Source organism: Paenibacillus sp. 2TAB23 (assembly GCF_052115165.1).
Lineage (GTDB): Bacteria > Bacillota > Bacilli > Paenibacillales > Paenibacillaceae > Pristimantibacillus.
Map to the genome: position 1 here is coordinate 483,289 of NZ_JBFRGD010000001.1, position 25,278 is coordinate 508,566.

Below are 25,278 nucleotides of genomic sequence, written 5' to 3' on the forward strand. Positions count from 1 at the left end.
TAACTTAATTATATCCAGATTGGAGGAATTTCACCATGTCTAAACCGTTGCAAATTTCCGCTGATACCGCTGTGAAGTTATCTGAGCAGCTCGGCGTACCGATTGAGCACTTAATGCATATGCCTCGCCATATCTTGCTGCAGAAGCTTGCCGAGTTGGCCAAGCCTGATGCGGAAGCAGCTCCCGAGAGCGATAAGAACGTATGATTCCGTTCGAAAAAGCATGGCCATACGACATCATAATGGGTGATCTTTACGTTTCAAGCTGCCCCTTCTGCTCCGCCGAGAATGTGCTTCTTCCCGTTAAGCCCGCTGAGATTCCAGACATTCAAGGCGGCATGAAACGTTTGCTCGTATTCCCATGCTGCAGAAACAAAGTGACGATCATCGACGCAGACCGGGACTATTTGTTGACCGACCGCGTACTACGCTAGCAGCCCTTCTAAGCCGATGTGTATACCGCATGCTCTGATAGGCTTTGATGATCGCTTGGAGAATGGTCTCCGGATGGGTTTTTCGATCTGGCTTCCATCTCCTCGCGAATCAGCTGCCATTGCTCGCGGCTCGCACGAATCATCGCGCCATCCACAATTCTTTTATCGTTCACAACGCGCGAAAACCATCTTACCGCATCGTTAACTTCGCCAATTCTGCGATTCAGCTCCCCGATTAAGAACATCAGCTTTGCATTGTTTAAGGCGACACCTTCTGCCTCATAGACCCGTATGTAAGCTTGAAGCRCAAAGCGCAGAAAACGCTTCTCATCGCTTTGATTTCCTTCATAACGATAAAGCCAAGCAATATGGTGCAAAATCCCCGCAAGAACGCGGTCTTTCTCTCCGATAGCCTGAGCTGATAGCAGCGCAAGCTTATAGGTCGCCATTGCTTGGCTTGCATTACGCTCACCGCAGTAATCATGATTTTGCCAGCGCACGCCAATCTTCTCGTGGTATTGCTTCTTTTGTTGATCGTTCAACCGCTCAATCCCGTTCTCCGTCGTAGCAAAGCCGCAATTCGGGCAAACCCTTACAACATAGTAGTCCGGGTTCACTTCCGATTTATAATATCCGCAAAAGTCAGAGTCCACGCTGGCTGCTCTTTTGAAGCTTGGTCTTACGCGAGATGTCATAAATATGTTCTCACAGCAGATGCATTCGATCTTGGATTGGTAGAGCGGTTCCATACGATCACGTCTCCTCTTCAGATGTGTTAACAAAATGATGTGCTGGTCCGGATAGTCTATTTATGACAACGAGCTGAAGCTCTTCTTGTATGCCTACCTCTTGCAGCGCTTTCCGCATGCAATCCAGCCATGCTTCCGCACGCTCTGGCGTAATGGGAAAAGGCAAATGCCTTGCTCTCATCATCGGATGCCCATATTCGTCTGAATATAAGGATGGCCCTCCGAAAAATTGAGTTAGAAATAAGTACTGCTTGTCCATAACCGGAAGGATGTCTTCCGGGAACAAAGGCCCAAGCAAGGGATGCGCTTGTACTCTCGGATAAAACGCTTCTACAACTAGTCTTAAAGTCTCAGCCCCACCTATTGCTTCATAAAGGCTTATATTCCTATTCATCGTCAAAACCATCTCCAATTTGTAGGTAATTAGTATTATATCATAAAAAAATTTTTAACGGGAATAAAAAAAAGCCCGCAATTTTAAATGCGGGCTCCATCATATAGTGCGTATTACCCATCAACCCTCATAGTCCTCTTCCCCAGGCGCTGTAAGAGATTCTCGAATGACATAGACGAAAGCACATACCAAGATGCCAGCGATTATACTCATACTCATCACTCCAACCGTTTCAAAGGTAATTCTATTGTACCATAAAAATGACAGGAATCCAGTGTTTTGCAAGCGTTTTCTTTCGAACGGCATTTTATTTTCATCCGCCTTAAGTGATGGATGTCCATCTTCGGACATATAAGTGTAAGAGGGGTTGTACCGTCCTTGTCTTTGAAGGAGGGGCATCTCTTTTACAGTCCAATAGGAGGCGGTCAATCTGCTGCGAACCTTCATCCACCCATTATCCGTTACCGCCTTTAGCGCGTTCGTTATCGCATTGCTTATGACGATCTTTCCCACCGAAACGCTAGGCGCCTCGCTTCGAGGCTTATCGATTTGGTGGCAGGTGCTTTTCCCGGCTCTATTTCCTTTTTTCGTCATATCCGAGCTGCTGCTTGGGTTCGGAATCGTCCATTTTTTCGGAAAGCTACTGGACCCTTATATGCGCCCTTTGTTCCGTCTTCCAGGCATCGGCGGTTTCGTGGTGACGATGGGTTATATTTCGGGATATCCCGTAGGAGCTAGGCTTGCTGCTCAGCTTTGGGAGCAAAAACTGATCAACCGAGCGGAAGGCGAGCGGCTTGTCGCATTCACTACGACATCCGATCCTATCTTTCTGATCGGCGCCGTTTCCGTCGGTTTTTTTCATAACGTCGCACTTGCTCCTGTGCTTGCTGCCGCTCATTACGGCGGAGGGCTGATCATTGGCTTGCTCATGCGATTCCATGACCGAAAGGCACTCCCGTCCTCCCCCCAAAAGAACGTCGATACGGCTGCCGGCATACGTAAGCGCAAGCCATCCATGGTATCAGAAGCGCTAAAAGCGATGCATGAAGCCAGATTGCTCGACGGCAGGGATTTAGGCAAACTCGTGCAGGACTCTATACAATCCGCGCTTCGGCTCATGATCGTTGTAGGCGGCCTTGTCGTTTTCTTCTCTGTTGTCATGGAAATGCTCACCCACGCTGGAATCGTAGAGGCGTTGGCCGAAGCTCTCCGATTCTTATTTCAAGCGGTTGGGTTGCCTAGACTGCTTGCCGATGCGGGCATTTATGGCTTATTTGAAGTTACGCTTGGCGCGCGTTCCGCAGGAACAGCCGGTACTGGACTTTTGCATCAGGCTGCAATAGCCGCATGGGTGCTGTCATGGGGCGGTCTTTCCGTTCATGCCCAGATCGCTAGTCTGCTTAGCAAAACCGATCTTAGATATCGCCCTTTCCTGTATGCCCGGTTTCTGCATGGGTTGATCGCGATGGCACTTGTATATGTGCTTTGGGGATGGCTCGGTCCTTGAAACGGAATGATTTCACTGTCGAAGCACCGCAGCGCATTGAATTTATAGACAATTTCCTTTATCATCAATAGTACTATGGTGCTCGGAAGGAGATTTATTTTGAAGTATGCGGTAATTGATCGAGGCGACGCTTTATCCAAATCGTTGGCAGAGAAATTTCATACATTGGCTGCGGAGCGCGGCTTCGCTCGGAATGACGATGCACCCGAAATTGTCATCTCCATCGGAGGCGATGGTACGCTGCTTCTCGCTTTCCATAAATATGTCGACCAAATAACGGATGTTGCTTTTGTTGGCGTTCACACCGGACATCTTGGCTTCTACGCGGATTGGCAAGCAGATGAGCTTGATGAGCTTGTCAAGATGATGGCGGAAGAAACTCCGCATATTGTCAGATACCCGCTTGCGGAGATTGAACTGGAGACGCCGACCGAATCTCGTCATTACCTATCTTTGAACGAATTTACACTCAAAGGCGTAGACGGAACCCTCGTTGCCCAAATTAATATTAATGATGAGATGTTCGAGATGTTTCGTGGTGACGGCATCGTAATCTCCACTCCTTCGGGAAGCACAGCTTACAACAAAAGCTTGGGCGGTGCTATCGTCCATCCGTCCATCGAATCGCTGCAAATCGCTGAGATTGCTTCGATCAACAATCGCGTATACCGTACGTTAGGCTCATCCGTGCTGCTGCCGCAGCATCATCATTGCGACATCATCTCCAAAAAAGAGCAGCGCCTTCAGCTAACCATTGATCACGTCAGCATTATGCGCAGCGATATTCTCTCCATACGCTGCAGCGTATCAAGCCGTAAAGTCAGCTTTGCCCGTTATCGTCCATTCCCGTTCTGGAACCGGGTGCGTGAGGCGTTTCTCGGTTACGATGTACGTTAAATCAAACGAAAAAGACACGAAGCGCCGTATTAATGGCGTTCCGTGTCTTTTTTGTTCGGTCGATTCGGTTCGGTAGAAGTCGAAGCCGCCGCGGTTTCGTTGGCTGCAAGCCGGAACGGCTTTTTAGCACGGTGGTCATTTCCTTTATAGCCGCCCTTCCGCTGCTGCTCGCGCTTGCCGCTGCTCTGCTGCTCGTTGTTCTTTCCTTCACTTGCTGCGTTTGCAGAATCGCCTTTGCTCTCGTGGCTGCTGCGGTTAGAGCTTCTATGACGATTCTCACGGTTATGGTGGCGGCTATGACGCTCATGCGTAGGATGCGAGACCTCTTCCTTCGCGGTTGCGACTTCTGCGTTGTCGAGATCCACGCCGCCCTCTGCGTCCGCCATGCCCGCAACTGCTGCGAGAAGGTCAGCCGCATCGAGACGCGGCCGATGATCATCGGCATCCAGATCGTAATCCTCCGGCTCCCGCTGCGTGCTAATCGTTTTCTCGAGAATAAAATACGCGCAGCCAAAATTGCAATATTCATTAATATAATCCGGCATGCTGGATAGATTGCTATCCTTCGTGGCTTTCTGGTGGTTGTCGCGGAAGAAGCCTTTCAGCCTCAACTGGCTATAGCCCCAGTCGCCTACGATAAAATCATAACGCTCCAGTACTTCACTGTATCGATCTCGAAAGGCCTCAGGATTCCAGCCATTTCTATTTTCTTGTACGATTTCATATGATTTTCCGCCGATATGAATCAAAGCCATGGTTTCCACCTCATCTTGAGCGTCAGTTACAAGCTGCTCGAGCAAGCACCGGAGGGAATCTCACGGTCGTATCCCGCTTCTACGGTATCTGCAGCAATTGCTGCGTGTGCCGAATCGGTCTGCTCATGTGCATGATAAGAGCTGCGTACTAATGGTGCGGATTCAACATGCCTGAAACCGCGCTTCAGCCCTTCTTCTTTTAGTTTTGCGAATTCATCTGGGTGGACATAACGTACGACCTTCAGATGGCTCGGCGACGGCTGCAAATATTGACCCAATGTCAAAATATTCACGTCGTTCGCGCGAAGATCATCCATCGTCTGCAAAATTTCATCCCATTCTTCGCCTACGCCAAGCATAATGCTTGATTTCGTAGGAATTTTGGGCTTCATTTCTTTGGCACGTCTTAACAGTTCCATGGTACGGCTGTATTTCGCTCTTGCACGGACACGATCCGAGAGTCTCTCTACCGTTTCCACGTTATGGTTCAGAATATCCGGATTGGCATCCATGACGATCTGAAGCGCATCCTTATTGCCAAGAAAATCGGGAATCAATACCTCTACGCGGCAAAATGGCATACGCTTGCGAATCGCGTGAACCGTAGCTGCAAAAATAGAGGCGCCGCCATCCTTCAAATCATCGCGAGCAACCGAAGTAACTACGCAGTGCTGCAAATTCATCTGCTCCGCCGCTTCCGCCACGCGTTCCGGCTCGTCAAGATCCAACTCAGTCGGCATACCGGTTTTGACGGCGCAGAAACGGCATGCGCGCGTGCAAATATCACCCAAAATCATAAATGTAGCCGTACGGTTCGACCAGCATTCATAAATATTCGGGCAGCGTGCTTCCTCGCATACCGTATGTAATGTTTTGGTGCGCATCATATTTTTAATTTCGGCATAGTTGCCGTCTGTCGCTAATTTTATGCGAAGCCAGTCAGGCTTTTTAAGAGTTTCTTGTTGTTTCATAAGGGATTACCTGCTTTCAAGTTCATTTATCGATCCTAAACTCATGGGGTTATTATAACATGTTTCCATAATAAATAGCACTTTCTCGGCATTTCGTTTCCAATGCGAACCGATTTCGCATAAAAACGATCCATTTGCAAACGATAACGTCATAACCGTCATGCTTTTGGAAGGGTGAGACGTTTGAAACTGACTATACCTATTGCCGCAGTGTTAATCGCAGCATTGCTGCTCATGGCTCTTCCGGTCAGCAACGCTAAAGCCTCTCCTGCGATCATGAGCCGGATTGGAGCGTCTGCTGATCGGATGGCAGCTGCCGAGGCAGATCCTTTGCCTATAAGAAAATCGTTATATGAGAAATTAAGTTTGTTTACGGATGTACCATGGTACTGGATCGCCGCAATCGATCAATATGAACGCTCGATGTCCAAGGTAAAACCGAAGGCAAGGCCTATGCTCGGAAACACGGTTGGCGTATTTATCGATCCGGAGCGCTGGGCAGGCGTGTTGAATCCGAACTCGGAGGACAGCTCACCCGCTTCAATTCGTTTTTTCAACGGTATCGGCCGCGACGGAGACGGGAACGGCCAGGCAGATCGTACGAGCGACGACGATCTGCTGTATTCACTCGTAAGTCGTGTTGCCGCTTACGGCAGCTCCGATGACGACTTTTCGATAGGCTTATGGGAATATTATCAGAATAACCGTGCCGTGCAGCGCATCCAGCAGTTTGCCCGTATATACTCTGCTTTCGGGAAGCTTGATTTGTTCGAGCACGCTTTTCCCGTTCCAATCGGCACCCATTATTCGTACAACAGCACATGGGGAACGGGCCGAAGCTGGGGCGGCAGACGAACCCATGAGGGTACCGACATATTCGCAGACCATGGGCTGCCTGTCCGGAGCGTATGTTACGGCATCGTCGAGGTAAAAGGCTGGAATCCTTACGGTGGCTGGCGTATTGGCATCCGCGATCTCAACAACTTTTATCATTATTACGCGCATCTTTCCGGCTTTGACAAAACGATCAGCATCGGCGATGTAGTGAAGCCAGGCCAGGTGGTAGGCTGGGTCGGAAGCTCTGGATACGGAAAGCCGGGCACCTCGGGGAAATTCCCGCCTCATCTGCATTATGGCGTGTACAGCGATCGCGGCCTTATGGAGTGGTCGTTCGATCCTTATCCGATGCTGCGCCGCTGGGAGCAAGCTGAACGCAAACGGATTCGCTCAGGGAAATAATCCGCAACGCCAAAACGACTTTATCGTCCGCCCTTCACAGCGGATAATAAAGTCGTTTTTTAATAAACGGCTATTCCCCGCCGCCTGCCGCATTGCCTGAGTTGCTTTCGACATTTCCCGAGTTATTGGAATGCCCCTCCGACCCGTTAGATCCTTCTTCCGCGCCTTCGGCACCAGCTGCTCCCGAGTTAGAATTCTCTTCATTTCCGCTGTTCTGAGGATTCGCCGTCACGCCGCTGCCGTTTCCTTGGCCTAGTGGAACGGAAATATTGGGAGCCTGCGCAGCCGAATCGCCAACTGGCTTGCCCGTGTTGTCGTAATAATACATAGGCACGTCGCCTACAACAAGGAGATAGGAAATCGGTATATCCGTTTCGACGATTTCCGGCTCGGTGTCAAACGGGATAATAATCGTGACCTCTGCTATGATCCGAATGAACACCTCAACCAGAATCATGTTGATGCCTGCATCCTTTTGACGCGTGCTGAGGTCTACCTTTACGGCGCCAACGGGCTCGAATTTGACCGGGACCCGCGGTCCGAATGAAGATATAATGGCACTGTTCAGCGCATGGCCGATCGGGATATGTTCTGGAATATCCTTCATGTCGTTCAACGTCGCTTGCACCGTATTGATCGTTTGCGAGGTGATGCTCATATGCTCAGCGTAATTCAGCATGAAGCCGGATATTTTGCCATTGCTGTTCATTTTCCAATCAATGAGCTTATCTGTATCTGAGCGGCTTGCCACCTGCTCCGTTATCGCTTTATTGATAGCCTGCGTTGCTACCTGCTTCACTCTAATTTTCGCGATGTTCATAAGCGGAGGACGCAGGTTACGTTCGATATAAACAAAAGATTGTATGGTAAACACCATCATCACGACCAATGTAATGATGAAAATCGTCCTGCGCCTGATTCTAGGTCTTGCCGGTCTCGCTCCCCATGCTCCGCCTGAGCTGCCGCTGCTCTTGCTTTTGGAGCCGCCAAAGTTAAGCACGGGCCGCCTGCTGCTGCTCGAACTTCCCCTTGTGCCCCATTTCTTCGGTGCGGGGCGCGATGCGGACGTGCTGCCGCGGCTTCCCCAGCTCACTGCCTTAACCCGTGAGAACGGTCGGCCTGATCCGAGCATCCGGCTTCCGCCAAACGGTCTGAACCGCCAGCCTCTCCTTCCCCATTTCGCCAATCCGATCCCCTCCCGCATTCCGGCTCGCAGCCATTACCCATACTTATGCGGAACTTGGCCAAAAAAGAAGATAAGCAGGCAGCCATCATGTGAACGGATTTCATCAAAACGGACATGATGAGCGCAAACGGCATGAGATCTGAATCATAAGTACTCACATAGTGAGAGCTTACAGCATGAGAACCGAATTCAGGAGAAATCACATTATGAGAGCTTACAGCATGAGATCTGAATTAAGTACTCACATAGTGTGAGCTTACAGCATGAGAACTGAATTCAGGAGAATTGACAGACTGAAATCTGAATTCATTAATTACTCACATTGTGAGAGCTTACCACCTATATCTGCACAAAAAAGGCAAGCCGCAATCGGCCTGCCTCGTTAAATCACCTTTAATTTAATTCGGACAATGTGACAGTAATATTGCTGCCCGTTGCCCAGCCCGAAACGGCACTCACTTTATACGCCATGCCCGCTGCCAGCTTCGATCCGCTTGCAAGCTCAAAAATACCCGTTGCCCCTTTGCGTGATGTCAGCTTATAAGTCGCGGTCAGCTTGCTGCCATCCGTACCCGTCAGCTCAATGCTCCGAACCGCAAACAGCTCGTCTTTCGGATCTTCCTTCAGCGTGAGCTCAAGCGAGCTGTCATTCAACGCTTTTGTCGAAGCCAGCTCCAGCGGTGCGATCTCTTTGGCAACAAAAGTGCCGTTCGCGATATTCGACCATTCCGAGGTTACCGTATATTTAACGCCCGGTGTCAATACAGAACCTGCAGGCAGCCGGAATTTAGGCGCTTGGCGGCCATCGGTCGCTTGCGTGAATAAGACGTATGTCGCCTGCATCGGCGTACCGCCCTCTGGCGTAATCGTTACCTGCTTGGCTCGCATGGAGGAAATAATCTCATACGAATTCCCGTTGTATTGGTTATTCTCATCCAGTACGAAGGCAATGGCTGCTCTGCCAACCGAATACGCCGAAATGACATTTCCGTAATCCGTAACGCCTTTGGACAGCTCTGACACCACCTCAAACGTATCGAACGAAACTTGGCCGGCGCTGCTCATCTCGATTTTCTCGCCGCTGCCCTCAAAATGGCCTGCGGATTTGCCTTTGTAGGTCAGCTCATAGGATGCTCCTGCCTTCTGCGGAGAGGTTGGCACGATGTAGGTTGAGATAGAGCCCGTTTTCAGCTGCGGCACGTTAAGCATGGTGAGTCCATTGCTGAAGCTGAAGTTTTTCAATGCTTGATCAAGCGCCGCATCCTCCGGCGTCAATGGCTCCGAGAAGGTAACCTCAAGCGTAATCGTGTTTAGCACGTTAATCTTTGTAACGGATGCATCCACAGATGCAATGGCCTGTTGCGATGTGACGACAAGCTGCGCCAGTTCGCCGCGCGTCACCGATTCAGCCTTTACGCCCACATTCTTCGCCCAGTACTGAACGGAAGCAGCATCCCGCTTCAACGCCTTCGAGATTACGCCTGCAAGCTCCGCTGCGGTTGCCGGCTCATTTGGCTTCAGCAATCCACCTTCGTGTTGCATCGCGCCTAGGTTAACAAGCGTTGCAACGTAATCATAGTACCATTTGTCCGCCGCCAGATCCGCAACTCCCGCAGGCTGAGCCGCGTTAACCGGCAGTCCCAGCGCTGTCACGACCAGCTTGGCAAGCTCCGCACGCGTTACTGCCGCATTCGGCTTGACCAGACCATTGCCATAGCCGTTCATTACTCCTTGCTTCACTAGCTCTTGAATGGCTGCCGAAGAAGCGCCGTCCTCATTTATATCCTGAAAGCCAAGCCCTGCGGCCGTTGCCTGCGCTCCGCCGCTTGCCCATACATTCACAGGTCCCGTTGCAAGAGCCGAAGCCCCAATTGCTGCTGCCAATACGATTGCTGCCATCTTATTCGAAACGAAATTCATCTTTGTTTCCTCCTCATGAGTGCTGTTGTTTAACTAAAACTCATGATAAATCACAAAAATAAACCCCGAGCAAACAGAATATTAACAAAAGATAAACAGCCGCGAAACTTTTCCGAAACGAATGCCTCAGCTCCGTCTAAACAGTCAGGCGGTAGCCTGCCCCCCATATGGTTTCGATATATTGCGGGTTTGAAGGATCTGCTTCAATCTTTTCCCTCAGCCTGCGAATATGAACGGTCACGGTAGCGATTTCTCCCAGTGAATCCATGTCCCATAGCTGTTCGAACAGCTCCTGTTTGCTGAATACATGATTTGGATTTAGMGCTAGGAAAGAGAGCAAATCGAACTCCTTCGCTGTGAATTGTACCTCGCTGCCGTTCACATAAACACGGCGTGAGCCGGCATCAATCTGCAAGCCGCGAATGCTGATTTTCTCCGATCCCTTCGTCTCGCGCTTGCCGATCAGGCGCTGATAGCGCTGTAAATGCGCCTTCGCGCGAGCGACAAGCTCGCTTGGGCTAAACGGCTTCGTAATATAGTCATCGGCGCCGAGACTTAAGCCGCGAATTTTATCGATCTCTTCCTTCTTGGCGGATACGATCAGGATCGGAACCTCCTTCTCGGCCCGAATCTGCCTGCATAGCTCATAACCGTCTATCCCTGGAAGCTGCAAATCAAGCACGATGAGATCATACTGGCCGTTTATCGCGGCACGCAGGCCATCTGTTCCATTTAAGCAAATGTCCGCCGAAAAGCCGTGCAGCTCGAAATAATCCTTCTCGACCTCGGCTATAGTCACTTCATCTTCCACGATTAAAATCTTCGTCATTGGCGTCCTCCTATTGCTTGGCAGGCGGTAATAGAATAATGATCGAGGTGCCTGCCCCAAGCTTGCTTTCCGCGTATATGGAGCCGTCATGTCCTTCAATAATCTGCTTTGCAATCGCAAGTCCAAGCCCGCTTCCTCCGGTTTGGCTGCTGCGGGACAAATCCTCGCGAAAGAACCGCTCAAACACAAACGGAACGGCCTCCTCCGAAATGCCCGGCCCGTTATCCCGGATCGTTAGACAGAGCTGCCCCTGCTCCGGCTGCAGCGTAATTGAGATTTTTTTCGGCGATTCCTTCATATATTTCACGCAGTTGTCCATGATGTTCACTAAAACCCGTTTCAGCTTATCGCGATCGGCCAGCACGCTCGAATCAGGCGAAGTATCGATGCTCCATTCCAGCTGTATGCCTTGTTCTTGCAGGTCGAATTGCAGGTCCTCCGCATAATCCTGAATAAAGTGTCCCAAATTAATCGGCTCAAAGGTAAATGGCAGCTGCTTCAAGTCCAGCTTAGAGTAGAGAAACAGCTCATCAATGAGCTGATCCATGTCATCAGCCTTCGTCAGAATCGTATTCACGTACCGTTCCATCTTCTGCTTCGTATCCGGCACGCCGTCCCGAATGCCTTCAATGCTCGCTTTAATCGAGGTAATCGGCGTTTTCAGATCATGTGTAATGTTCGCGATCAGCTCCTTGCGGTTGTGCTCATATTGCAATTGCTTCTCCACGGACTGCTTCAACTTCCCGCGCATCACCTCAAATGCTTCACTTAGCCTGGCGATCTCATCGTTCCCTTCCGCATGGAGCTCAAAGGACAGATTGCCCGCTGTGATTCGCTCCGTGGATTTCCGAAGCAGCTCAAGCGGCTTGACGATGCTGCGCGTCAAGACATAGTAGAGCAGCACATTCATGAGCAGCAGGACGATAAACAGCACGCCTAGAAAAATAGGAAGCAGCGTACGCACAATTTCCGCGAACGGGCTTCGCTCGCGTACGACCAGCACGCTGCCCTTCGAGCGGTCAGGAAAATAAAAATCGAATTTGGCATACGCATAGAAATGCTCGCCGATTTGGAGCGTATTCCGAATCGCGTTATTTTCCATTTCGTAATCAGGCAGATGCTCCATAAAGGCTGGCTGCTTCACGGATAATGAGGAATAGAGCTGCTTATCCTCTTTCCGAATGAACAGCTCCGCCTGCTCCGCGCGAAGCTTGTAATTATATTGATCAAGCAGCTCCGGATCAAGCAGGGAATCCGGCTCGTTTTTGGCCATATACTTGAGGTCGAGAAAGATGGTCTCCTCCTGCTCCGTGAGCGGGTTTACGGAATAATGAATATTGTAAAAGTCCTTTACGCTCCGTACATCACCGGTTATTGCAACCACGAAAAGAAGCGCGGCAGCAAGAAACAACACGATTGTTACGATGAGAATGCACGTGTAGGACAGCAGCAGCCGAATACGTATAGACATGCTTGTCGCTCCTTCTTGGTGTTCATCTTTCGTGTTTACAATGTAACATAGGATAGGTCGGGGCGACAAAGAGACTTTGCAACACCTGTCCGCATGCGATAGACTGATAGTATTATTTCCTTGACAAAGGAGCTTAACGATGGCTATCAACCGACGACTGAGCACCGACCTTGATTTTGAAGAGGTTCTTGAGCAGCAGCAGCGTATTCGCGTGTTTCAGAACAACCAGCTCATCGACGCAAGCTCGCTTGTCGTGCGATTTGACGATAGCCTAATCGTAACCCAGTCCGGGGTTAGCGATATCGCCTATCACAACCGCAAGGAATGCGAATTTTTCGTACTGAGAAAACGATGAACACAGCAAAAACGGTGTCAGCCCGCTCGCATTAGCGGAATAGGCTGACACCGTTTTTCAATTAGATCTCGCTGTTATTTGTCTAACAATTGCACGAATTGCAGCAAACGCGCAATGATCACTGCCGCTTCCGCGCGGCTTGCTAGATCAGCAGGCAAGAACCGATCGTTGCCCTTGCCCTTCAGCACTCCTGCGGCAGCGACCGTCTTCACCGCCTCGATTGCCCAGCCGTGAATGTCTGATTCATCGGCAAAGCTCACTGCTTGCGGAGCGTCTAAGCTCACGTTCGCCCCCGCCTGCTTTGCGAATCGCAGCGCATTCGCTGCCATTACAGCCATTTGCTCACGCGTAATCGTCTCATTCGGACGGAAATGGCCGTCCTCGAAGCCTTTCATTATCCCGTGGCTCGCAGCCGCTTTAATTGCATCTGCATACCAAGCAGCTGCTGGTACATCTGCAAAGGTCTGAGCCTTAGAACCATCGCCTGAGCCAAGTCCAAGCGCTCTCGCCAGCATGGCCGTGAATTCCGCGCGTGTAATCGTACGATTGGGTACGAATTCCGAATCGGAAACCCCGCTGACGATTAGCTTGGAAGCAAGCAGCTCGATATTCGATTTGGCCCAGTGCTTGCCAATATCCTTGAAGGATAGCTTATGAACGGCAACGGCATAAATGCTGTTGCTAAGGCTTATGATTGCTGCTGTCGTTTTTCCGCCCGCTGTTGTAAACAAAGAAGGCACGTAACGGAATTGACCAGTTGCGGCGTCATATACCAGCGCTACGGCAGAGTCAGTGTCAAGCACACCTCCCACGGTTACGGTACGCTTCACGTACCTGCTCCCAAAGCTATGCACCTCTGACGAAGTATTGCCATCTATGAGCGCAAGCGTAAAGGCTACTTGTTCGCCAGCAAGCTCTAAGCCAGCCGCTTGGGCTTTCGCTTTCAGCTCTGCCGACTGCTCCTCGCTTACCGGCTGTATCTTGAAGAGGAAGCTGGCTTTCTTGCTCACAGCTGGTTTCGATTGCTCCAGCAAGCCTTCGGTCAGCGCAAGAGGAAACTCATACGTCGCGCTTCCATGCTCGATGACAATTACCGCATTGGGGCTGCTCTTTGCAGCTTCCAGAAGCGCTTCAGCCGAGAAAGCGAGCTCGCCTTTTGCCGTCAACGCAGCTTTGTCAAATACAATTCGCTGCTGCTTGTTTCCGGCTGCCGCTTTCAGCTTGTCGTCGTTCTGCTGGGTCGTAACGCTGCTTCCAGCCCCTCCCGAGCCTCCGCCGCCTGTTTCTCCGCCAGTCTCAGCAGCTTCCTTCACCTCTACGGAGTAGACTCTGCTCTTCCCAGCCACCGTCACAGTAAGCCGCGTCAATCCAGCTGTCAATGCAATCAGTTTCTGATCTGCCCCAATCGACGCAATGCCTTGATGCTCAATTACGAGGGCTGCATCCGCCGTCAGATCAACACCTTCCGAATCAAGCACACGAAGCGCCACCGACTCTCCTGCCGTCAAGACGAGCGGGCCTCTGTCCCCATCAGCAGTCGTCATTCGGAACGGCTTCGGACGATTCGCAAAGCCCTCGTTCAGCTCCGTGAACGAAAGCTGCTCATTCGCATCCGCCAGCATCGCAATCTTCTCTCCCCGTACAATGATGTTATCCGCCTCGATATTGCCTGACACGTTGCTTGTAACGTCGATCCCGTTCGTTCCCATTCCGTCGAGCACGATGTTCTGCAGCGACAAATTGTCGATATTGAAGCCGCCGCCATGAACGATCAAACCAGCATACGTGCTGTCCAGCGCTACGTTATCACGCACGATAACCTTACCATTCAGGTCCTTCTCTCCAGCAAATATCCAAATCGCGCCCAAATTGATATTGTAGGCCGAATCCGCGCTGCCCGTACGAATCAGCGTATTGCGCTCAACGATCGTCGTCCCGCTGAATGCTACGGGATTAAAGCGCGTCGACACAGCAATTCCCGCGCCATTCGTAATCGTATCCGTACCGATGCTGTCCTGAAGCTTGTTGCCTTGCCCGCCGAATATGACGAAGTTATCGGCCAGCCAAGGCAATGCTACCGTGTTAAAGCGTGCCGTATTGTTCACGCTCGCGCGTCCTTCCGCCGACCACATCGCCAGTCCGTCATCGCCCGGGTAACGAATATCGGATTGCTCCATGAGACTGTTGCTTGTGCCCACGGAGAAGTTGATGCCATCCGCCATCAGATTGCGAAGACGCAGATTAACCATATGCAGGCCATCTGTGATCTCATCGCTGCCTCTGACCTTCGAGAGCCAAAGCCCGGTTTTGGAATGCTCCACCCACACGTTTTGAATAACAGAGCCCGAGCCAAAGCCGCCGTAAAAAGCGTGCGTCAGCGCCTCATCGTCGCGGATATTGAGATCGCCGTCGATAAGCAGATCGTATACGCCAATCTGTGCGCCTTTCCCGATAAATCTGGCTCCGATCAGCGTCGTATGCCACATGCCCGCTCCGCGAATCGTAATGTGGTCCAAATCAATAACATCCGCCTTGAGCTCAAATTGACCGGCAGGGAACCATACGCCCTTTCCTTGCTCCTTTGCTGCGATAACAGCGGCATGGTACGCTGCAGAATCATCGATGCCATCAGCGGATACCGCTCCATAATCAGTCACCGGCAGGAAGCCGTCCGGCATAGCAATCGGACCCTCTACCTGCTCCATATCCACAAGATCAATCACATAATAATCTGCTTCATTTCCTTGATCCTTCTGCAATCGAATCGTAGTGCCTGCCGGCAGTTCGCCAATTAGCGCGTGAATGTCATCGAAGAACCGGTGCGCGTTGCCTTGCTTCGGATCATTCGACCACGGATAGCTGCCGTATTCCCAGCCATGCTTCGAGCTGAGCGCTATATTTTGCTTAAACTCTCCGTTCACATAAAGCGCTAACGTCTCGTTTAGTCCTTCGCCGTCCAAGCTGTCCGGAATAACATAGCGCAGCACGAGCGAATTGGCTGGCTTCGCCAGCGTGAATTCTACATAATCGCCATCGTTATTCAGCTTTACGGCTTGGCGGCCCGAAGCCTCTGCGGCCATCTCGCGATAGCTGCGCGACGTTCCGATGAGCTCACCGTTCGTCGCACCATGCTCCGCTTCATAGGTGATATATGGAACCGTAGCTCCGCGATAGGCGATGCCGACGCTGTTTTTGACAACCAAGCTGTCGAGCAACACCCCGCCTGAATCCGCTGCATCCCTTTGCAGCGCAATCGTATTAATACCGCTGCGAAGCTCGACTGAAATCGCTGCTGTCGACCAGCTTGCCGAGCCTTCCGCTGCCGCGAACGGCACCTGCTCGGTTCGAATCCCGTTTACATAGAGACTGAGCTGCTTCACAGAATCGGAGGCATTCAAATAACGAAGCTCCGTCTCGAAGCTGCCAGCAGCCTGAGCGTGAACCGTGAAGCTGATTTTGTCCCCCGTATCCGCGAAGCTTCCGGCATAGCCGTCGCCTGTGTACCCTTTGTGCGAGGCTCCTGCTTGAATACCTGTCGATACAAAAGCCTTCTCAGCTTCATAGCGTTGATGCGATGCTACCGGCTCAAGCTGCCAGAGCGTCTCCTCGATCGCATTCGTTATACCATAAGCCGTTTGGCCCCCTGCTTGAACAAGAGTGCCTGTCTCTGAAGCATTCAACAGCTGCTTGTAGCCTGCCCGGCTCTCGATCGTCCACTGGGCAGCATCATATCCTCTAAGCTCACCCGAATATCCAATGAGGCTGGACGCCTCGGCATCCCAAGCAAGCAGATGCCCCGTCGCTTTGTTCTTCAGCAGCCGGCGACCGTTGAAGTCCTGCAGCAGCCAATGCAAGCTGGCGCTGTCAACAGCCGATGGCATGGTTAATACGGCACCATCAGTCTCATACAAGTAACCGCCTTGTTTCGCCTTGATACGGACATATCCCGTGTCATCAAATATTGGAGTGGCCGTGTCATTCGTTTTCTCCTCGCCCATCACTGGCGTCTCGAACTGCTCGGGTGCATCCTCGAAGGTCCACTGCACCGATCCGAACGAAGCGGGGTACAAGCCGCGCTCCGCGTACCCAGCATTATTCTGTACGTGGATGAGCTCATCATTGTAGATCCCGTTTAAGCTGCGTATCCAATATTCAGAGCCGCTAGGCGTGCTTTCGACCGACCACTGCGAGGCTTGCTCGGCTGCCTCCGTTTGCTTGCTTTCAATAAAAGCATAATCGCTCGTCATCGCCATATAATGACCGGTCGCCCGGTTTTTCAGCCTTTGCGAGCCGCCATCAGACTCAATGATCCAGTGGCTGTAGCCATTGTTATCCGCCAAATCGCCATATAGAACAATACCGCCGTTATTCTCATACAAATATTGGCCGTTTGCCTTATTGCGAATGCGCACTGGATCTTCCGAAAGCGGCTCCGCAGCTATCGCAACGGGCTCCACCGCGAATTGGGCGCTGTCCTCTCCGGCAACCGCCTTGCTGACCTTCGTGAAAGACTCGCCATCCGCATAAAGCAAATGGCCCGCCCAGCCGCTTTTGAATACGACAAGGCCCTCCTCTGCTCCCGGCTCCATCAGCCATTTCGCACTGCCCCAGCAGGTGCAAATATCGCCCTGTGCGACGATCTGCTGCGTCGGTGCCTCTAGCTCAACGTCTCCTCCTACATGCTCCATCGAAGCATAATGGCCGGTTTGCATGTTTTTCAAGCGTACGGACGTCGGCCCATCACCCGTTCTCTCCAAATACCATATCGAGCTCATATCCGATTCTGGCAGCTCACCATACTTCAGCTTCCCTATATCCTCGCCTTCGGCAGTCACTTCATAGAGATAGCTGCCCGTTGCTTTGTTTTTGAGCCGGACATTCGTTAGCGCCGCGTCGGCAACCGGAATGAACTTCCATTTCGGGCTGCCCCAGGTCGGATTAATGACGCCGTATTCCGCATATTTGGTCAGGTTCTGCAAGCTAATATACTTCTGCTGGCCTGCAACGTCATTCGGATCCTGAACGCTGTGAATCAGCTTCGAGCCGCTAACGTCCTCGATGACCCATACCGCACTCGTCCACTCATCCGCAACCTCGGACACAGCAATGCGGCCGTCCTTCATATCCTGCAAATGGATATAATGGCCCGTTGCTCTGTTCTGAATCCGTTTGCGACCGTTGAAGCGCTCGACCAGCCATTGTCCCTTGTGATCATTCTCTGCAACGTTGCCGTATTTCAGTTGGCCCGCCTCATCCTCGTATAGCACAAAGCTTTGCCAATCATTCTGGATCCGAACGTATTGAGGGGTACCGTCGCCGCTGAAAGCTGGATCCTCGAACAGCCATTGCGCCGCATTCTCGTTCGGATCAATTGTGCCCGCCTGCGCGGCTCCCGTGCTTCCTTGAATATGCAAGTAGTGATCAGCTCCTGCCTCGCTCTTCACCACTTTATAATCGTCATACAGCTTGGAGCTGCTAATCGACCATTGATCGTCAGCCGAGCTTGCCGCTAGTGCCAGGACCTGGATTGCGTCACTCTGGTTTGAAGCGCCAGCCCTACTCATGTAATGACCAGTTGCCAGATTGCGYAGCCGTTTCTTCCCGTTCAAGTCCTCCTGAACCCACTGGAAGTAAGCTTTTTCTCCAGCTGCGGCAGTCAGCGGCCCATATTTAACTACTCCCGCCACTTCGTGCAAGTAAGTGATTCCGATAGGCTCATTTGTAAAATTAACGATTCGGTAGGGCTGTACGTCCGGTGCCAGCTCAACTCGCCAATGCGCGTTGTCCCTCTCCAGTACCGACCAATTGTTCGATCGCACATGAATGTCATCAAACTGCGTGTTCAGCACGAATGGCTGCGCAGGGTCTGCCTGGTAGGCCTCTACGTTCTGAAAGGTGACGTAGCCATTCCCCGCTGCTGGTGCCACCATCCATTCGCTTTTGACCGTGGAATCCAAAGCAATGGCTTTGATTGGCTCCCATAAAACGCCTTGCGTAATGTAATGGCCGGTTGAGCGGTTTTTGATCCGGTAGGATTCCGGGGTTGCCCCAGGTACCAGCACCCAATGCGAAGCGCGGTCCACAGCCGATATCTGGCCGTAATCCACGGAGCCGTCGGCCGCTTCATACAAATACTGACCTGCGCGGAACTTGTTCGCAAGCCGAATCGGAGCGGCAGGCTCTACGGGCTCAAGCGCCCACTGCGGGCTTTCAAACGTAATATTAATATCATTGCTTGCTTCCGCAAAGCCGAGCTGATCCTCCTGATGAATAACGAGATTCGCGTTTGCCGGAACGGTAGCGCTCTTAATGACCACGTAACCCGCACGATTGGAATCATGAATCGTCCATTGGTCAGCAAGCGAGCTCTCTTCGATCGCACGGCTTGTCAGCGCGTCCCTTCTCTGCGCAACTTCCGCAATCGTCATGTAATGTCCGGTGGCGCGATTTTGAAAACGTTTGTTGCCGTTGTAATCCTCTACGAGCCATTGCGAGGACTGATCCTCGTAGCTCGTAAAGCCGTAACGGACAATCCCGCTCTCATCCTCATACAAATAATTGTTCTGCCATTTGTTCTGTATGCGTACATAAGTAGACTCGGTTACCGATATGGCCGCCGTCTCCGGCGGAGAAGCGCCTTCCGTTTCCGGTGCTGCCTCATTCGCATAGACTGGCACTGCCGTAAGCAGAAGCAGCAGCGTGAGCAGCATTGCCATAATGGATCTTGCTCGTTTCATTGCACAGACCTCCCCAAAGATTTGCAAGTGCTCCCGGGGTTCGAAAGCACTCGTTTATGTCATGCGATCATTCCTTTTTATCATAATTTGGAATCGCTTACATAACGATGTGCATTTCTAAATAAAATAGGTGTTATATTACGGATACGAAGAACAAGCCCCTTCCATCCGGCAGAGGCTTGTTCTTTGTGAATCCAGCTATCGTTAGTTCGCTCCTGCCAGCCAATCAGCCAATTCGTCTGTCTGGGACAAGGTCGCAATCGGGACAAAAATACCACGAACGGTCTTGCTTCCAAACATATTCGCAATCATTTTTAACCGTAATTTTAAGTTCGGGCCTGCTTTCAGAATGAGCAGTGCTCAGTTTTCTAGCACCTGGTACTACAATAAGTTGGTACTTTCAGTCATAGGAATATGCTGTAAACTAAAGACATCAACAACAACTCGATTCGGGAGGCTTTCACAAATGGAAAAAATGGAAACGACGCATGTACGCAAACCCGCTAACTTTTACCGCCGCCGCAATACCCCTACCTACACGTTCATGGCTTGGGCAGCCTTTCTTATCGCTTGCGGCTTCGAATTTATCGGCATCTATACGCTGAAACAGCCGATGTCCGTTCAAGGCTATTACGCCGTAACCGGCGTTCTCTTAATCATCACGTCCTTCCTGCTCCAGAAGGTAGCACGTGACAACGACGAGGATAAGTTTCTAAAGGACTACAATCCCGGCTATAGAAGCCGTAATACCTCCGCATTCACATTCATGGCTTGGGCCGGCTTTATCCTTGCTGTTCTCGCCCAATACATTGGCATATATGTGCTTGAGGAGCCGCTTTACGTGAAAGGCTACTACGCCATTGCCGGTGCATTCCTCATCGTCGCCTGCCTTGTGCTTCAGAAAACGATCAGAGACAACGAGGAAGACAGCCTGCATGCGAATGCGGCCGAGGATTTCGAAAGCTAGTCAACATAAAAGGCCTCCCTTCAACTTGCGAAGGGAGGCCTTTCGATTGCTATTCTACTTTAATTGAATCAAAAAACTTTTCTTGAACGACCTTTGCCGATTTATCAAGCAAAGCCTGCAAGTCTGACCCTTTATTCGAGAATACTTCCTGCAGCACGTTCGTTACTTCGCCATAGTAATCCTGCGTGTTGTATTGCGCTTCCGGCTTGCCGTCAAGCAGCGCATCGGACTCCGGATTGTATTTGTAGACGTTATCGTATTTGTCAAAAATCGCTTGAGCCTTCTGTCCGTATTCCGAAGACGGGCTGTAGTAGTTCATTTGCGGCGGAATAAAGAATTTGCCTTCCGTTTGGCGCTTCTGGATATCCGCTTCGATCGACTCTAAGCCTTTATCCGTGAAATAATCGAATGTGATGTAGCGGAATGCCATTTCTTGCTCATCCTTCGTTGCATTCGGGTTGATGACCAGGTAATCGCCGCCAAGCACGCCAGTGTGCTTGCCGCCTTTCTCTGCTGCCGGCATTGGGAATGTCAATACATCCTCCGGCTTCAAGCCGCCTTGGTTAAGCGCTTGCTCGAGAACGCCTTCTGCTCCTGCGATAACCATAGCGGTACGGCTTTGACCGAATGCGCCAACCGCGTCTCCCCAGCCAAGTGCCCAGTCCTGCGGAATCGCATTGGCTTCCCATCTCAGCTTATTGTAGAATTCAAGCGCCTTCAGGCCAGCGGGAGAGTTGAATGCTGCCGTTACTTTGCCGTCTGCTACAGTCTGGATTTCGCCGCCTGCTTCGAACAGGAAGTTGGTCCAGTTCCAGCCTGCTTCCGTTCCTTTGCCCATCGGAGCGATACCCGCGATCCCTTTTTTCGGATCAGCGACCGCCTTGGCCGTGTTGTACATATCTTCCCATGTCCAGTCATAAGACGGAACGGCTACGCCTTTCTCATCCAGCATCTTTTTGTTAACGACCGTTGTCGTTACATAAGCCTTCTGAGATACCCCGAACACCTTGCCGTCAATAATGAATTGGCTTTGCAGAACGGGATTGATTTGATCCTTATATTCATAAGCATCCCATAGCTCCGTAATATCGGCTACCCAGCCGCGCTCCTGCAAGAACTTTGCTTCTGTTGCCCACGTATTGAAGAAGGTCGGCGCTTCGTTGGCTGCCATTTTGATGCCGATTTCGCTCGGGTTGTAATGCCAGTCGCTCTTCACGATTTCTACGTTAGGATATACTTCGTTGAAGCGTTTGATTTTGTCGTCTTCCAGCTTGCGGTTCTCGACTTGGTCAGGCAGCGGATAATAGATGCTGATCGTAATTTTTTTGTCTTTGATATCTTCCTTCGGAGGATCTGTTTCTGCTGCTGGCGTATTATTTGTCGCTGCATTCGTCGGCTTTTCCGTTTCCTTCGGATCGTTCTTACCGTTGCCTCCGCTGCATGCTGCCAGGATGGAGCATAGCATAACCATACAAATGAGGATTGCTACATTTTTCTTTACCATCGATATTCCCCTTCTCAACTCATATTTTCGCTACATCCCCATCATAAAGGAGGCGTTTTCATTTGGGCGAGGTGTATTCCTATTCCGATCATGTGTATGTTTACGAACTGCTTATCCCTTGACCCCGCCAAGCTGAAGTCCGCGCATAATAAATTTCTGGAACGTAAGAAATACGAGAATCGGAGGCAGCATGACCATTGTCAAGATGGCGAACCTAATGTTCAGATTCAGCCGCTGCGCGCTGATAACGTATTTGTAGACCGCAGTTGCGAGCGGATATTTGCTGTCGCTGTGCATGACGAGAGAGGGCCAGAACCAATCATTCCATGCCGTCGAGAACACGAAAATAGCGAGCGTTGAGAAAATAGGAATGGACAGCGGCACGGCGATCAGGCTGAAGCATTTCCAATCGGATGCGCCATCAATGCGCGCAGCCTCGAACATCTCATGATGGATGCCGTCAATAAAATTTTTGAGAAGGAGCAAATAAAACGCGCTGGCGCTGGCAGGCAGCCAGAAAGCGGCATACGTATTCAGCAGGCCAAGATCCTTCAAATTAAGAAAGTTCGGAATAATATACGTGCTCGGCGGTATGAACAGCGTAATCATGAAAAAGAAATAGATCGCCCGCTGATACGGAACATTCAGCTTCGACAGGCTGAAAGCCGCCAGCCCGAGCACAACTACCGTCATGACCATGTTGCCGCCAAATATCATGAGTGTGTTTTTCAGAAAAACAGGCAGGTTCATGAAGTTCCAGCCCGCTTCATAATTGTCGAAATGCCATTCCGAAGGCAGGAAGCGCGGCGGGAAGGAATTAACCTCCGTATTCGCCTTCAAGCCGTTGAACAAGGCGGTCAATACTGGATAAAGCATCGAGGCCACCATTGCGACGATGACGGCAATCACGACTAGGAAGCCGAGCTTGTTTGTTTTTTTGCGGTAATCATAGCTGGATAGAATGCCTCTGTCTATGCTTTTCATGACTTCGCTGCCCCCTTGTTGTTCAGTTTGAATTGCAGCAGCGCCAATCCGCCGAGGACAAGGAACATCAGCACGCCAAGCGCAGAGGCGACCCCGTAATCCAGTCTTGTGAACGCGTATTTGACGATGAGCAGCGAGTACGTTAGCGTCGCTTTATTCGGGCCGCCGTCAAGCAGCGCCAGCTGCGATTGGAAGCCTTGGGTTGTCGCGATAAGCTGCAGGAGGAACAGCAGCAGCACAAGTCCGCGAATCGACGGCAGCGTAATATGCCAAATCCGGCGGAAGATGCCTGCACCGTCAATCTCAGCCGCTTCATACCAATCACGCGGAATGCTAAGCACTGCCGCCAAATAGATGAGCATGCCTGATCCGAATTGCTGCCACGTCTCCATAATGACTAGCGAGATCATCGACCAGCTCTTATTGGTGAGAAAAGCAATTTGATCCGAGCCCGCCTGCGTCAGGACACCGTTGATAGGCCCGACCGGATCATAGAACCACCGCCACAAACCGTACAGCACGACCGCCGGAATGACATTCGGCAGATAAGCTGCCACACGAACGAAGCCTTGAAAGCGGCGCAGCTCGGAGATCGCGATTGCGAACAGGATCGGTACCCAAAAGCCGATGATGAGACATAAAAACATGTAATAAAGCGTGTTTTTCACGCCGATCCACACGTCGGGATCATTGAAGATCGTCTTGTAATTGTCCAGCCCGACGAATTCATTTCCTTTGACAAAATCAATCGTATAGAAGCTGTAAATAATCCCCTTTGTTATCGGCACCCACAAAAACAAAATAAATATGATGGCTGCCGGCAACAGAAACAAATAGCCCGAAACATGCTTTTTCCACCTGCCAGCCTTCCTCTGCACCTGGGTATCGAGCGGCTTGCTAACTGCTGCTGGTTGGTTCATCTGGATTCCCTCTTTTCTTTTCTATCGCTCTATCTCATTTTAGAAGGAAGACGGCTGGCTGGTAATGTGCATATCTAAGGCAATGATAGCTATTTTTACTTCATCTTATCTCTTATCTTCCTTCTTCAGTTCGCTCGGACTCATCCCATAATATTTTTTGAATATTTTGCTGAAATGCTCCGGTGATTCATACCCTACCCGCTCCGATATTTCATATCGCCGCAAATCCGTGTGAAGAATGAGCTTGCGGCTCTCTTCCATTCGGAGCTTGATGACGTATTCCCATAGGTTATAGCCCGTGTCCTTTTTGAACAAATAGCTCAAATAATTGGGACTGACGTGGTTTTTCTGGGCTACCTCATGCAGCGTAAGACCCTTCTGCGCGAAATTGCGATCGATATATGCCTTGGATTTCTCCACGATCAGGCTGTTCTGCTCATTCAGCTCCTCAGCCGTCGGGTCTTGCGTGTAAGTGCTCCAGTTAAAATCGCCATAATAAAACACATAATGGTCACGGTGCTCGCGGTTCCATAGAATGGCCTTGCGGGCCTGCTCGTCAAGCATGCTTAAAAATTCGATCCCGCGCACGATTTGGCTGATTCCGATAACCCCGTGCAGCCCCAAATATTTGTGGATATTGTAATAGAGGCTGCGCCCGATCATATCCAGCTGATTGATTTTGTTCACGCTCGATTCGCCGAATTCACTCTCGTCCCACTGAATGAGAATGCTAATTTCCTGGTTCGGCGAATAGAAGGCTGCATGGTTCCATTCCTTATCAAGCAGCTCGTTGGCAATATTAAGGGCAGCATACTGCAGCAGCAGCGCATCTCTTGCCGGTATGGCGCGATCCTTCACCGCCAAATGCAGACGCAGCTTGATCACTGCGAAATACGGTCCCTGCAGCTTCACGGCATACCGGTCATAAAGCATTCTCGCTACCTCTCCAGCACTCTCCTGCGGGCTTGACAGCAGCTTGTTGAAGAGCTCGGTCCGCTGCGGGAGCGGCTCCTCCATGTGGAAATGCTCCTGCAGCTTCGATAGGAACTGGTCCTCCGAGGCCGCGGGCTTATCCATCTTAAGCAGCACATTCCGTACGGAATCCAAAAACTGCTCATTGTTAAGCGGCTTGATCATATAATCCTTTGCGCCAAGGCGGATAGCCATCTGTGCATATTGGAACGTCTCATACGCCGAAATAATAATGGTCTGCACCCATGGCTTGAGCAGCTTGGCCTGATGCATCAGCTCGATCCCGTTCATGGAGCCCATCTGGATGTCGGTAATCAACAGATCTATCTCTTCAATCCTCAAATAATCAAGCGCTTCGTAGCCGCTGTGCGCCATATAGACATGGGCCAGATTAATGCCGGAAGAAGCGAGCAGGCTTGACAGCCCTTCGCAAATTAACGGTTCGTCGTCCACGATCAGTATATTGTACATGTAGCTTCCTCCCGGTT

Annotated in this window: 21 protein-coding genes and 1 pseudogene; 8 read left to right on the plus strand and 14 right to left on the minus strand. The window is 51.0% G+C overall.

Features of this window, described 5'->3' with window-relative positions:
* Positions 1–35 precede the first annotated feature (35 nt).
* Together AB4Z29_RS02185 and AB4Z29_RS02190 are read left to right on the plus strand one after the other, a co-directional pair.
* Positions 36–206, plus strand: a complete 171-nt coding sequence (locus AB4Z29_RS02185) for a YycC family protein (protein WP_441941503.1) — start codon at positions 36–38, stop codon at positions 204–206.
* Positions 203–433: a hypothetical protein gene (locus AB4Z29_RS02190; protein WP_183569022.1), complete on the plus strand. Its 231-nt coding sequence runs from the start codon at positions 203–205 to the stop codon at positions 431–433. Before AB4Z29_RS02185 ends, AB4Z29_RS02190 begins: the two co-directional genes overlap by 4 nt.
* 8 nt (positions 434–441) lie before the next feature.
* On the opposite strand, the gene AB4Z29_RS02195 is transcribed toward AB4Z29_RS02190, so the two are convergent.
* The 3 genes from AB4Z29_RS02195 to AB4Z29_RS02205 all read right to left on the minus strand — a co-directional run bounded on the left by AB4Z29_RS02195 (position 442) and on the right by AB4Z29_RS02205 (position 2,089).
* Positions 442–1,182 carry a DUF2225 domain-containing protein gene (locus AB4Z29_RS02195; RefSeq protein WP_441941504.1) on the minus strand — a complete coding sequence of 247 codons (741 nt, stop codon included), beginning with the start codon at positions 1,180–1,182 and terminating at the stop codon, positions 442–444.
* Positions 1,183–1,186: 4 nt separating this feature from the next.
* Complete coding sequence (locus tag AB4Z29_RS02200; protein ID WP_441941505.1) at positions 1,187–1,576, minus strand: globin domain-containing protein; 390 nt, start codon at positions 1,574–1,576, stop codon at positions 1,187–1,189.
* Positions 1,577–1,696: 120 nt separating this feature from the next.
* Positions 1,697–2,089, minus strand: coding sequence for a hypothetical protein (locus tag AB4Z29_RS02205; RefSeq protein ID WP_441941506.1), 393 nt, complete (start codon positions 2,087–2,089; stop codon positions 1,697–1,699).
* Between AB4Z29_RS02205 and ylbJ the strand changes: the two genes are divergently transcribed.
* Entirely contained in the window at positions 2,073–3,083 is a 1,011-nt protein-coding gene (gene ylbJ / locus AB4Z29_RS02210) for a sporulation integral membrane protein YlbJ (protein ID WP_441941507.1), read from the plus strand. The two genes, AB4Z29_RS02205 and ylbJ, sit on opposite strands and share 17 nt — an antisense overlap.
* 99 nt (positions 3,084–3,182) lie before the next feature.
* On the plus strand, positions 3,183–3,980 hold the full coding sequence (locus tag AB4Z29_RS02215; protein WP_183569015.1) for an NAD kinase: 798 nt from the start codon (positions 3,183–3,185) through the stop codon (positions 3,978–3,980).
* A 29-nt stretch (positions 3,981–4,009) separates the two neighbouring features.
* Here AB4Z29_RS02215 and AB4Z29_RS02220 read toward each other — a convergent pair whose 3' ends face one another.
* Both AB4Z29_RS02220 and lipA read right to left on the minus strand, forming a co-directional pair.
* On the minus strand, positions 4,010–4,735 hold the full coding sequence (locus tag AB4Z29_RS02220; protein ID WP_441941508.1) for a YutD family protein: 726 nt from the start codon (positions 4,733–4,735) through the stop codon (positions 4,010–4,012).
* A 26-nt stretch (positions 4,736–4,761) separates the two neighbouring features.
* Positions 4,762–5,706: a lipoyl synthase gene (gene lipA, locus AB4Z29_RS02225; protein ID WP_441941509.1), complete on the minus strand. Its 945-nt coding sequence runs from the start codon at positions 5,704–5,706 to the stop codon at positions 4,762–4,764.
* Positions 5,707–5,940: 234 nt separating this feature from the next.
* Between lipA and AB4Z29_RS02230 the strand changes: the two genes are divergently transcribed.
* Positions 5,941–6,945, plus strand: a complete 1,005-nt coding sequence (locus AB4Z29_RS02230; RefSeq protein ID WP_441941589.1) for a M23 family metallopeptidase — start codon at positions 5,941–5,943, stop codon at positions 6,943–6,945.
* A gap of 70 nt (positions 6,946–7,015) precedes the next feature.
* Here the strand turns inward: AB4Z29_RS02230 and yunB are convergent, their stop codons facing one another.
* The 4 genes from yunB to AB4Z29_RS02250 all read right to left on the minus strand — a co-directional run bounded on the left by yunB (position 7,016) and on the right by AB4Z29_RS02250 (position 12,351).
* Entirely contained in the window at positions 7,016–8,131 is a 1,116-nt protein-coding gene (gene yunB, locus AB4Z29_RS02235; RefSeq protein ID WP_441941510.1) for a sporulation protein YunB, read from the minus strand.
* 393 nt (positions 8,132–8,524) lie between these two features.
* Positions 8,525–10,051 (minus strand): S-layer homology domain-containing protein, encoded by a 1,527-nt coding sequence (locus AB4Z29_RS02240; protein ID WP_441941511.1) that lies wholly within the window; start codon positions 10,049–10,051, stop codon positions 8,525–8,527.
* Positions 10,052–10,187: 136 nt separating this feature from the next.
* Positions 10,188–10,880 (minus strand): response regulator transcription factor, encoded by a 693-nt coding sequence (locus AB4Z29_RS02245; RefSeq protein ID WP_441941512.1) that lies wholly within the window; start codon positions 10,878–10,880, stop codon positions 10,188–10,190.
* Between the two features lie 10 nt (positions 10,881–10,890).
* Positions 10,891–12,351: a sensor histidine kinase gene (locus tag AB4Z29_RS02250; RefSeq protein ID WP_441941513.1), complete on the minus strand. Its 1,461-nt coding sequence runs from the start codon at positions 12,349–12,351 to the stop codon at positions 10,891–10,893.
* A 139-nt stretch (positions 12,352–12,490) separates the two neighbouring features.
* On the opposite strand from AB4Z29_RS02250, the gene AB4Z29_RS02255 reads away from it, so the two are divergent.
* Positions 12,491–12,706, plus strand: a complete 216-nt coding sequence (locus tag AB4Z29_RS02255) for a hypothetical protein (protein WP_441941514.1) — start codon at positions 12,491–12,493, stop codon at positions 12,704–12,706.
* A gap of 74 nt (positions 12,707–12,780) precedes the next feature.
* Here AB4Z29_RS02255 and AB4Z29_RS02260 read toward each other — a convergent pair whose 3' ends face one another.
* Positions 12,781–19,443, minus strand: a complete 6,663-nt coding sequence (locus AB4Z29_RS02260) for an S-layer homology domain-containing protein (RefSeq protein WP_441941515.1) — start codon at positions 19,441–19,443, stop codon at positions 12,781–12,783.
* Positions 19,444–19,987: 544 nt separating this feature from the next.
* Between AB4Z29_RS02260 and AB4Z29_RS02265 the strand changes: the two are divergent.
* Both AB4Z29_RS02265 and AB4Z29_RS02270 read left to right on the plus strand, forming a co-directional pair.
* Positions 19,988–20,125, plus strand: a pseudogene (locus tag AB4Z29_RS02265) (YiaA/YiaB family inner membrane protein); the annotation flags it as partial.
* A gap of 84 nt (positions 20,126–20,209) precedes the next feature.
* Positions 20,210–20,410, plus strand: coding sequence for a YiaA/YiaB family inner membrane protein (locus tag AB4Z29_RS02270; protein WP_308997254.1), 201 nt, complete (start codon positions 20,210–20,212; stop codon positions 20,408–20,410).
* 49 nt (positions 20,411–20,459) lie between these two features.
* On the opposite strand, the gene AB4Z29_RS02275 is transcribed toward AB4Z29_RS02270, so the two are convergent.
* From AB4Z29_RS02275 to AB4Z29_RS02290, 4 genes are all read right to left on the minus strand, one after another.
* A complete protein-coding gene (locus AB4Z29_RS02275) occupies positions 20,460–21,914 on the minus strand; it encodes an ABC transporter substrate-binding protein (protein ID WP_441941516.1) in 1,455 nt (484 codons plus the stop codon).
* 111 nt (positions 21,915–22,025) lie between these two features.
* Positions 22,026–22,898, minus strand: a complete 873-nt coding sequence (locus AB4Z29_RS02280) for a carbohydrate ABC transporter permease (RefSeq protein WP_441941517.1) — start codon at positions 22,896–22,898, stop codon at positions 22,026–22,028.
* Complete coding sequence (locus tag AB4Z29_RS02285; RefSeq protein WP_183568997.1) at positions 22,895–23,818, minus strand: carbohydrate ABC transporter permease; 924 nt, start codon at positions 23,816–23,818, stop codon at positions 22,895–22,897. Before AB4Z29_RS02285 ends, AB4Z29_RS02280 begins: the two co-directional genes overlap by 4 nt.
* Before the next feature lie 105 nt (positions 23,819–23,923).
* Positions 23,924–25,261 (minus strand): response regulator, encoded by a 1,338-nt coding sequence (locus tag AB4Z29_RS02290; RefSeq protein WP_441941518.1) that lies wholly within the window; start codon positions 25,259–25,261, stop codon positions 23,924–23,926.
* Positions 25,262–25,278 lie beyond the last annotated feature (17 nt).

Coding starts and splice junctions, on each gene's coding strand:
- AB4Z29_RS02285 (WP_183568997.1), bottom strand. CDS start 23,818: ATGAACCAACCAGCAGCAGTTAGCAAGCCGCTCGATACCCAGGTGCAG.
- AB4Z29_RS02270 (WP_308997254.1), top strand. CDS start 20,210: ATGGCTTGGGCCGGCTTTATCCTTGCTGTTCTCGCCCAATACATTGGC.
- AB4Z29_RS02200 (WP_441941505.1), bottom strand. CDS start 1,576: ATGAATAGGAATATAAGCCTTTATGAAGCAATAGGTGGGGCTGAGACT.
- AB4Z29_RS02275 (WP_441941516.1), bottom strand. CDS start 21,914: ATGGTAAAGAAAAATGTAGCAATCCTCATTTGTATGGTTATGCTATGC.
- AB4Z29_RS02190 (WP_183569022.1), top strand. CDS start 203: ATGATTCCGTTCGAAAAAGCATGGCCATACGACATCATAATGGGTGAT.
- AB4Z29_RS02290 (WP_441941518.1), bottom strand. CDS start 25,261: ATGTACAATATACTGATCGTGGACGACGAACCGTTAATTTGCGAAGGG.
- AB4Z29_RS02185 (WP_441941503.1), top strand. CDS start 36: ATGTCTAAACCGTTGCAAATTTCCGCTGATACCGCTGTGAAGTTATCT.
- lipA (WP_441941509.1), bottom strand. CDS start 5,706: ATGAAACAACAAGAAACTCTTAAAAAGCCTGACTGGCTTCGCATAAAA.
- AB4Z29_RS02250 (WP_441941513.1), bottom strand. CDS start 12,351: ATGTCTATACGTATTCGGCTGCTGCTGTCCTACACGTGCATTCTCATC.
- AB4Z29_RS02240 (WP_441941511.1), bottom strand. CDS start 10,051: ATGAATTTCGTTTCGAATAAGATGGCAGCAATCGTATTGGCAGCAGCA.
- AB4Z29_RS02280 (WP_441941517.1), bottom strand. CDS start 22,898: ATGAAAAGCATAGACAGAGGCATTCTATCCAGCTATGATTACCGCAAA.
- AB4Z29_RS02255 (WP_441941514.1), top strand. CDS start 12,491: ATGGCTATCAACCGACGACTGAGCACCGACCTTGATTTTGAAGAGGTT.
- AB4Z29_RS02230 (WP_441941589.1), top strand. CDS start 5,941: ATGGCTCTTCCGGTCAGCAACGCTAAAGCCTCTCCTGCGATCATGAGC.
- AB4Z29_RS02220 (WP_441941508.1), bottom strand. CDS start 4,735: ATGGCTTTGATTCATATCGGCGGAAAATCATATGAAATCGTACAAGAA.
- ylbJ (WP_441941507.1), top strand. CDS start 2,073: ATGACGATCTTTCCCACCGAAACGCTAGGCGCCTCGCTTCGAGGCTTA.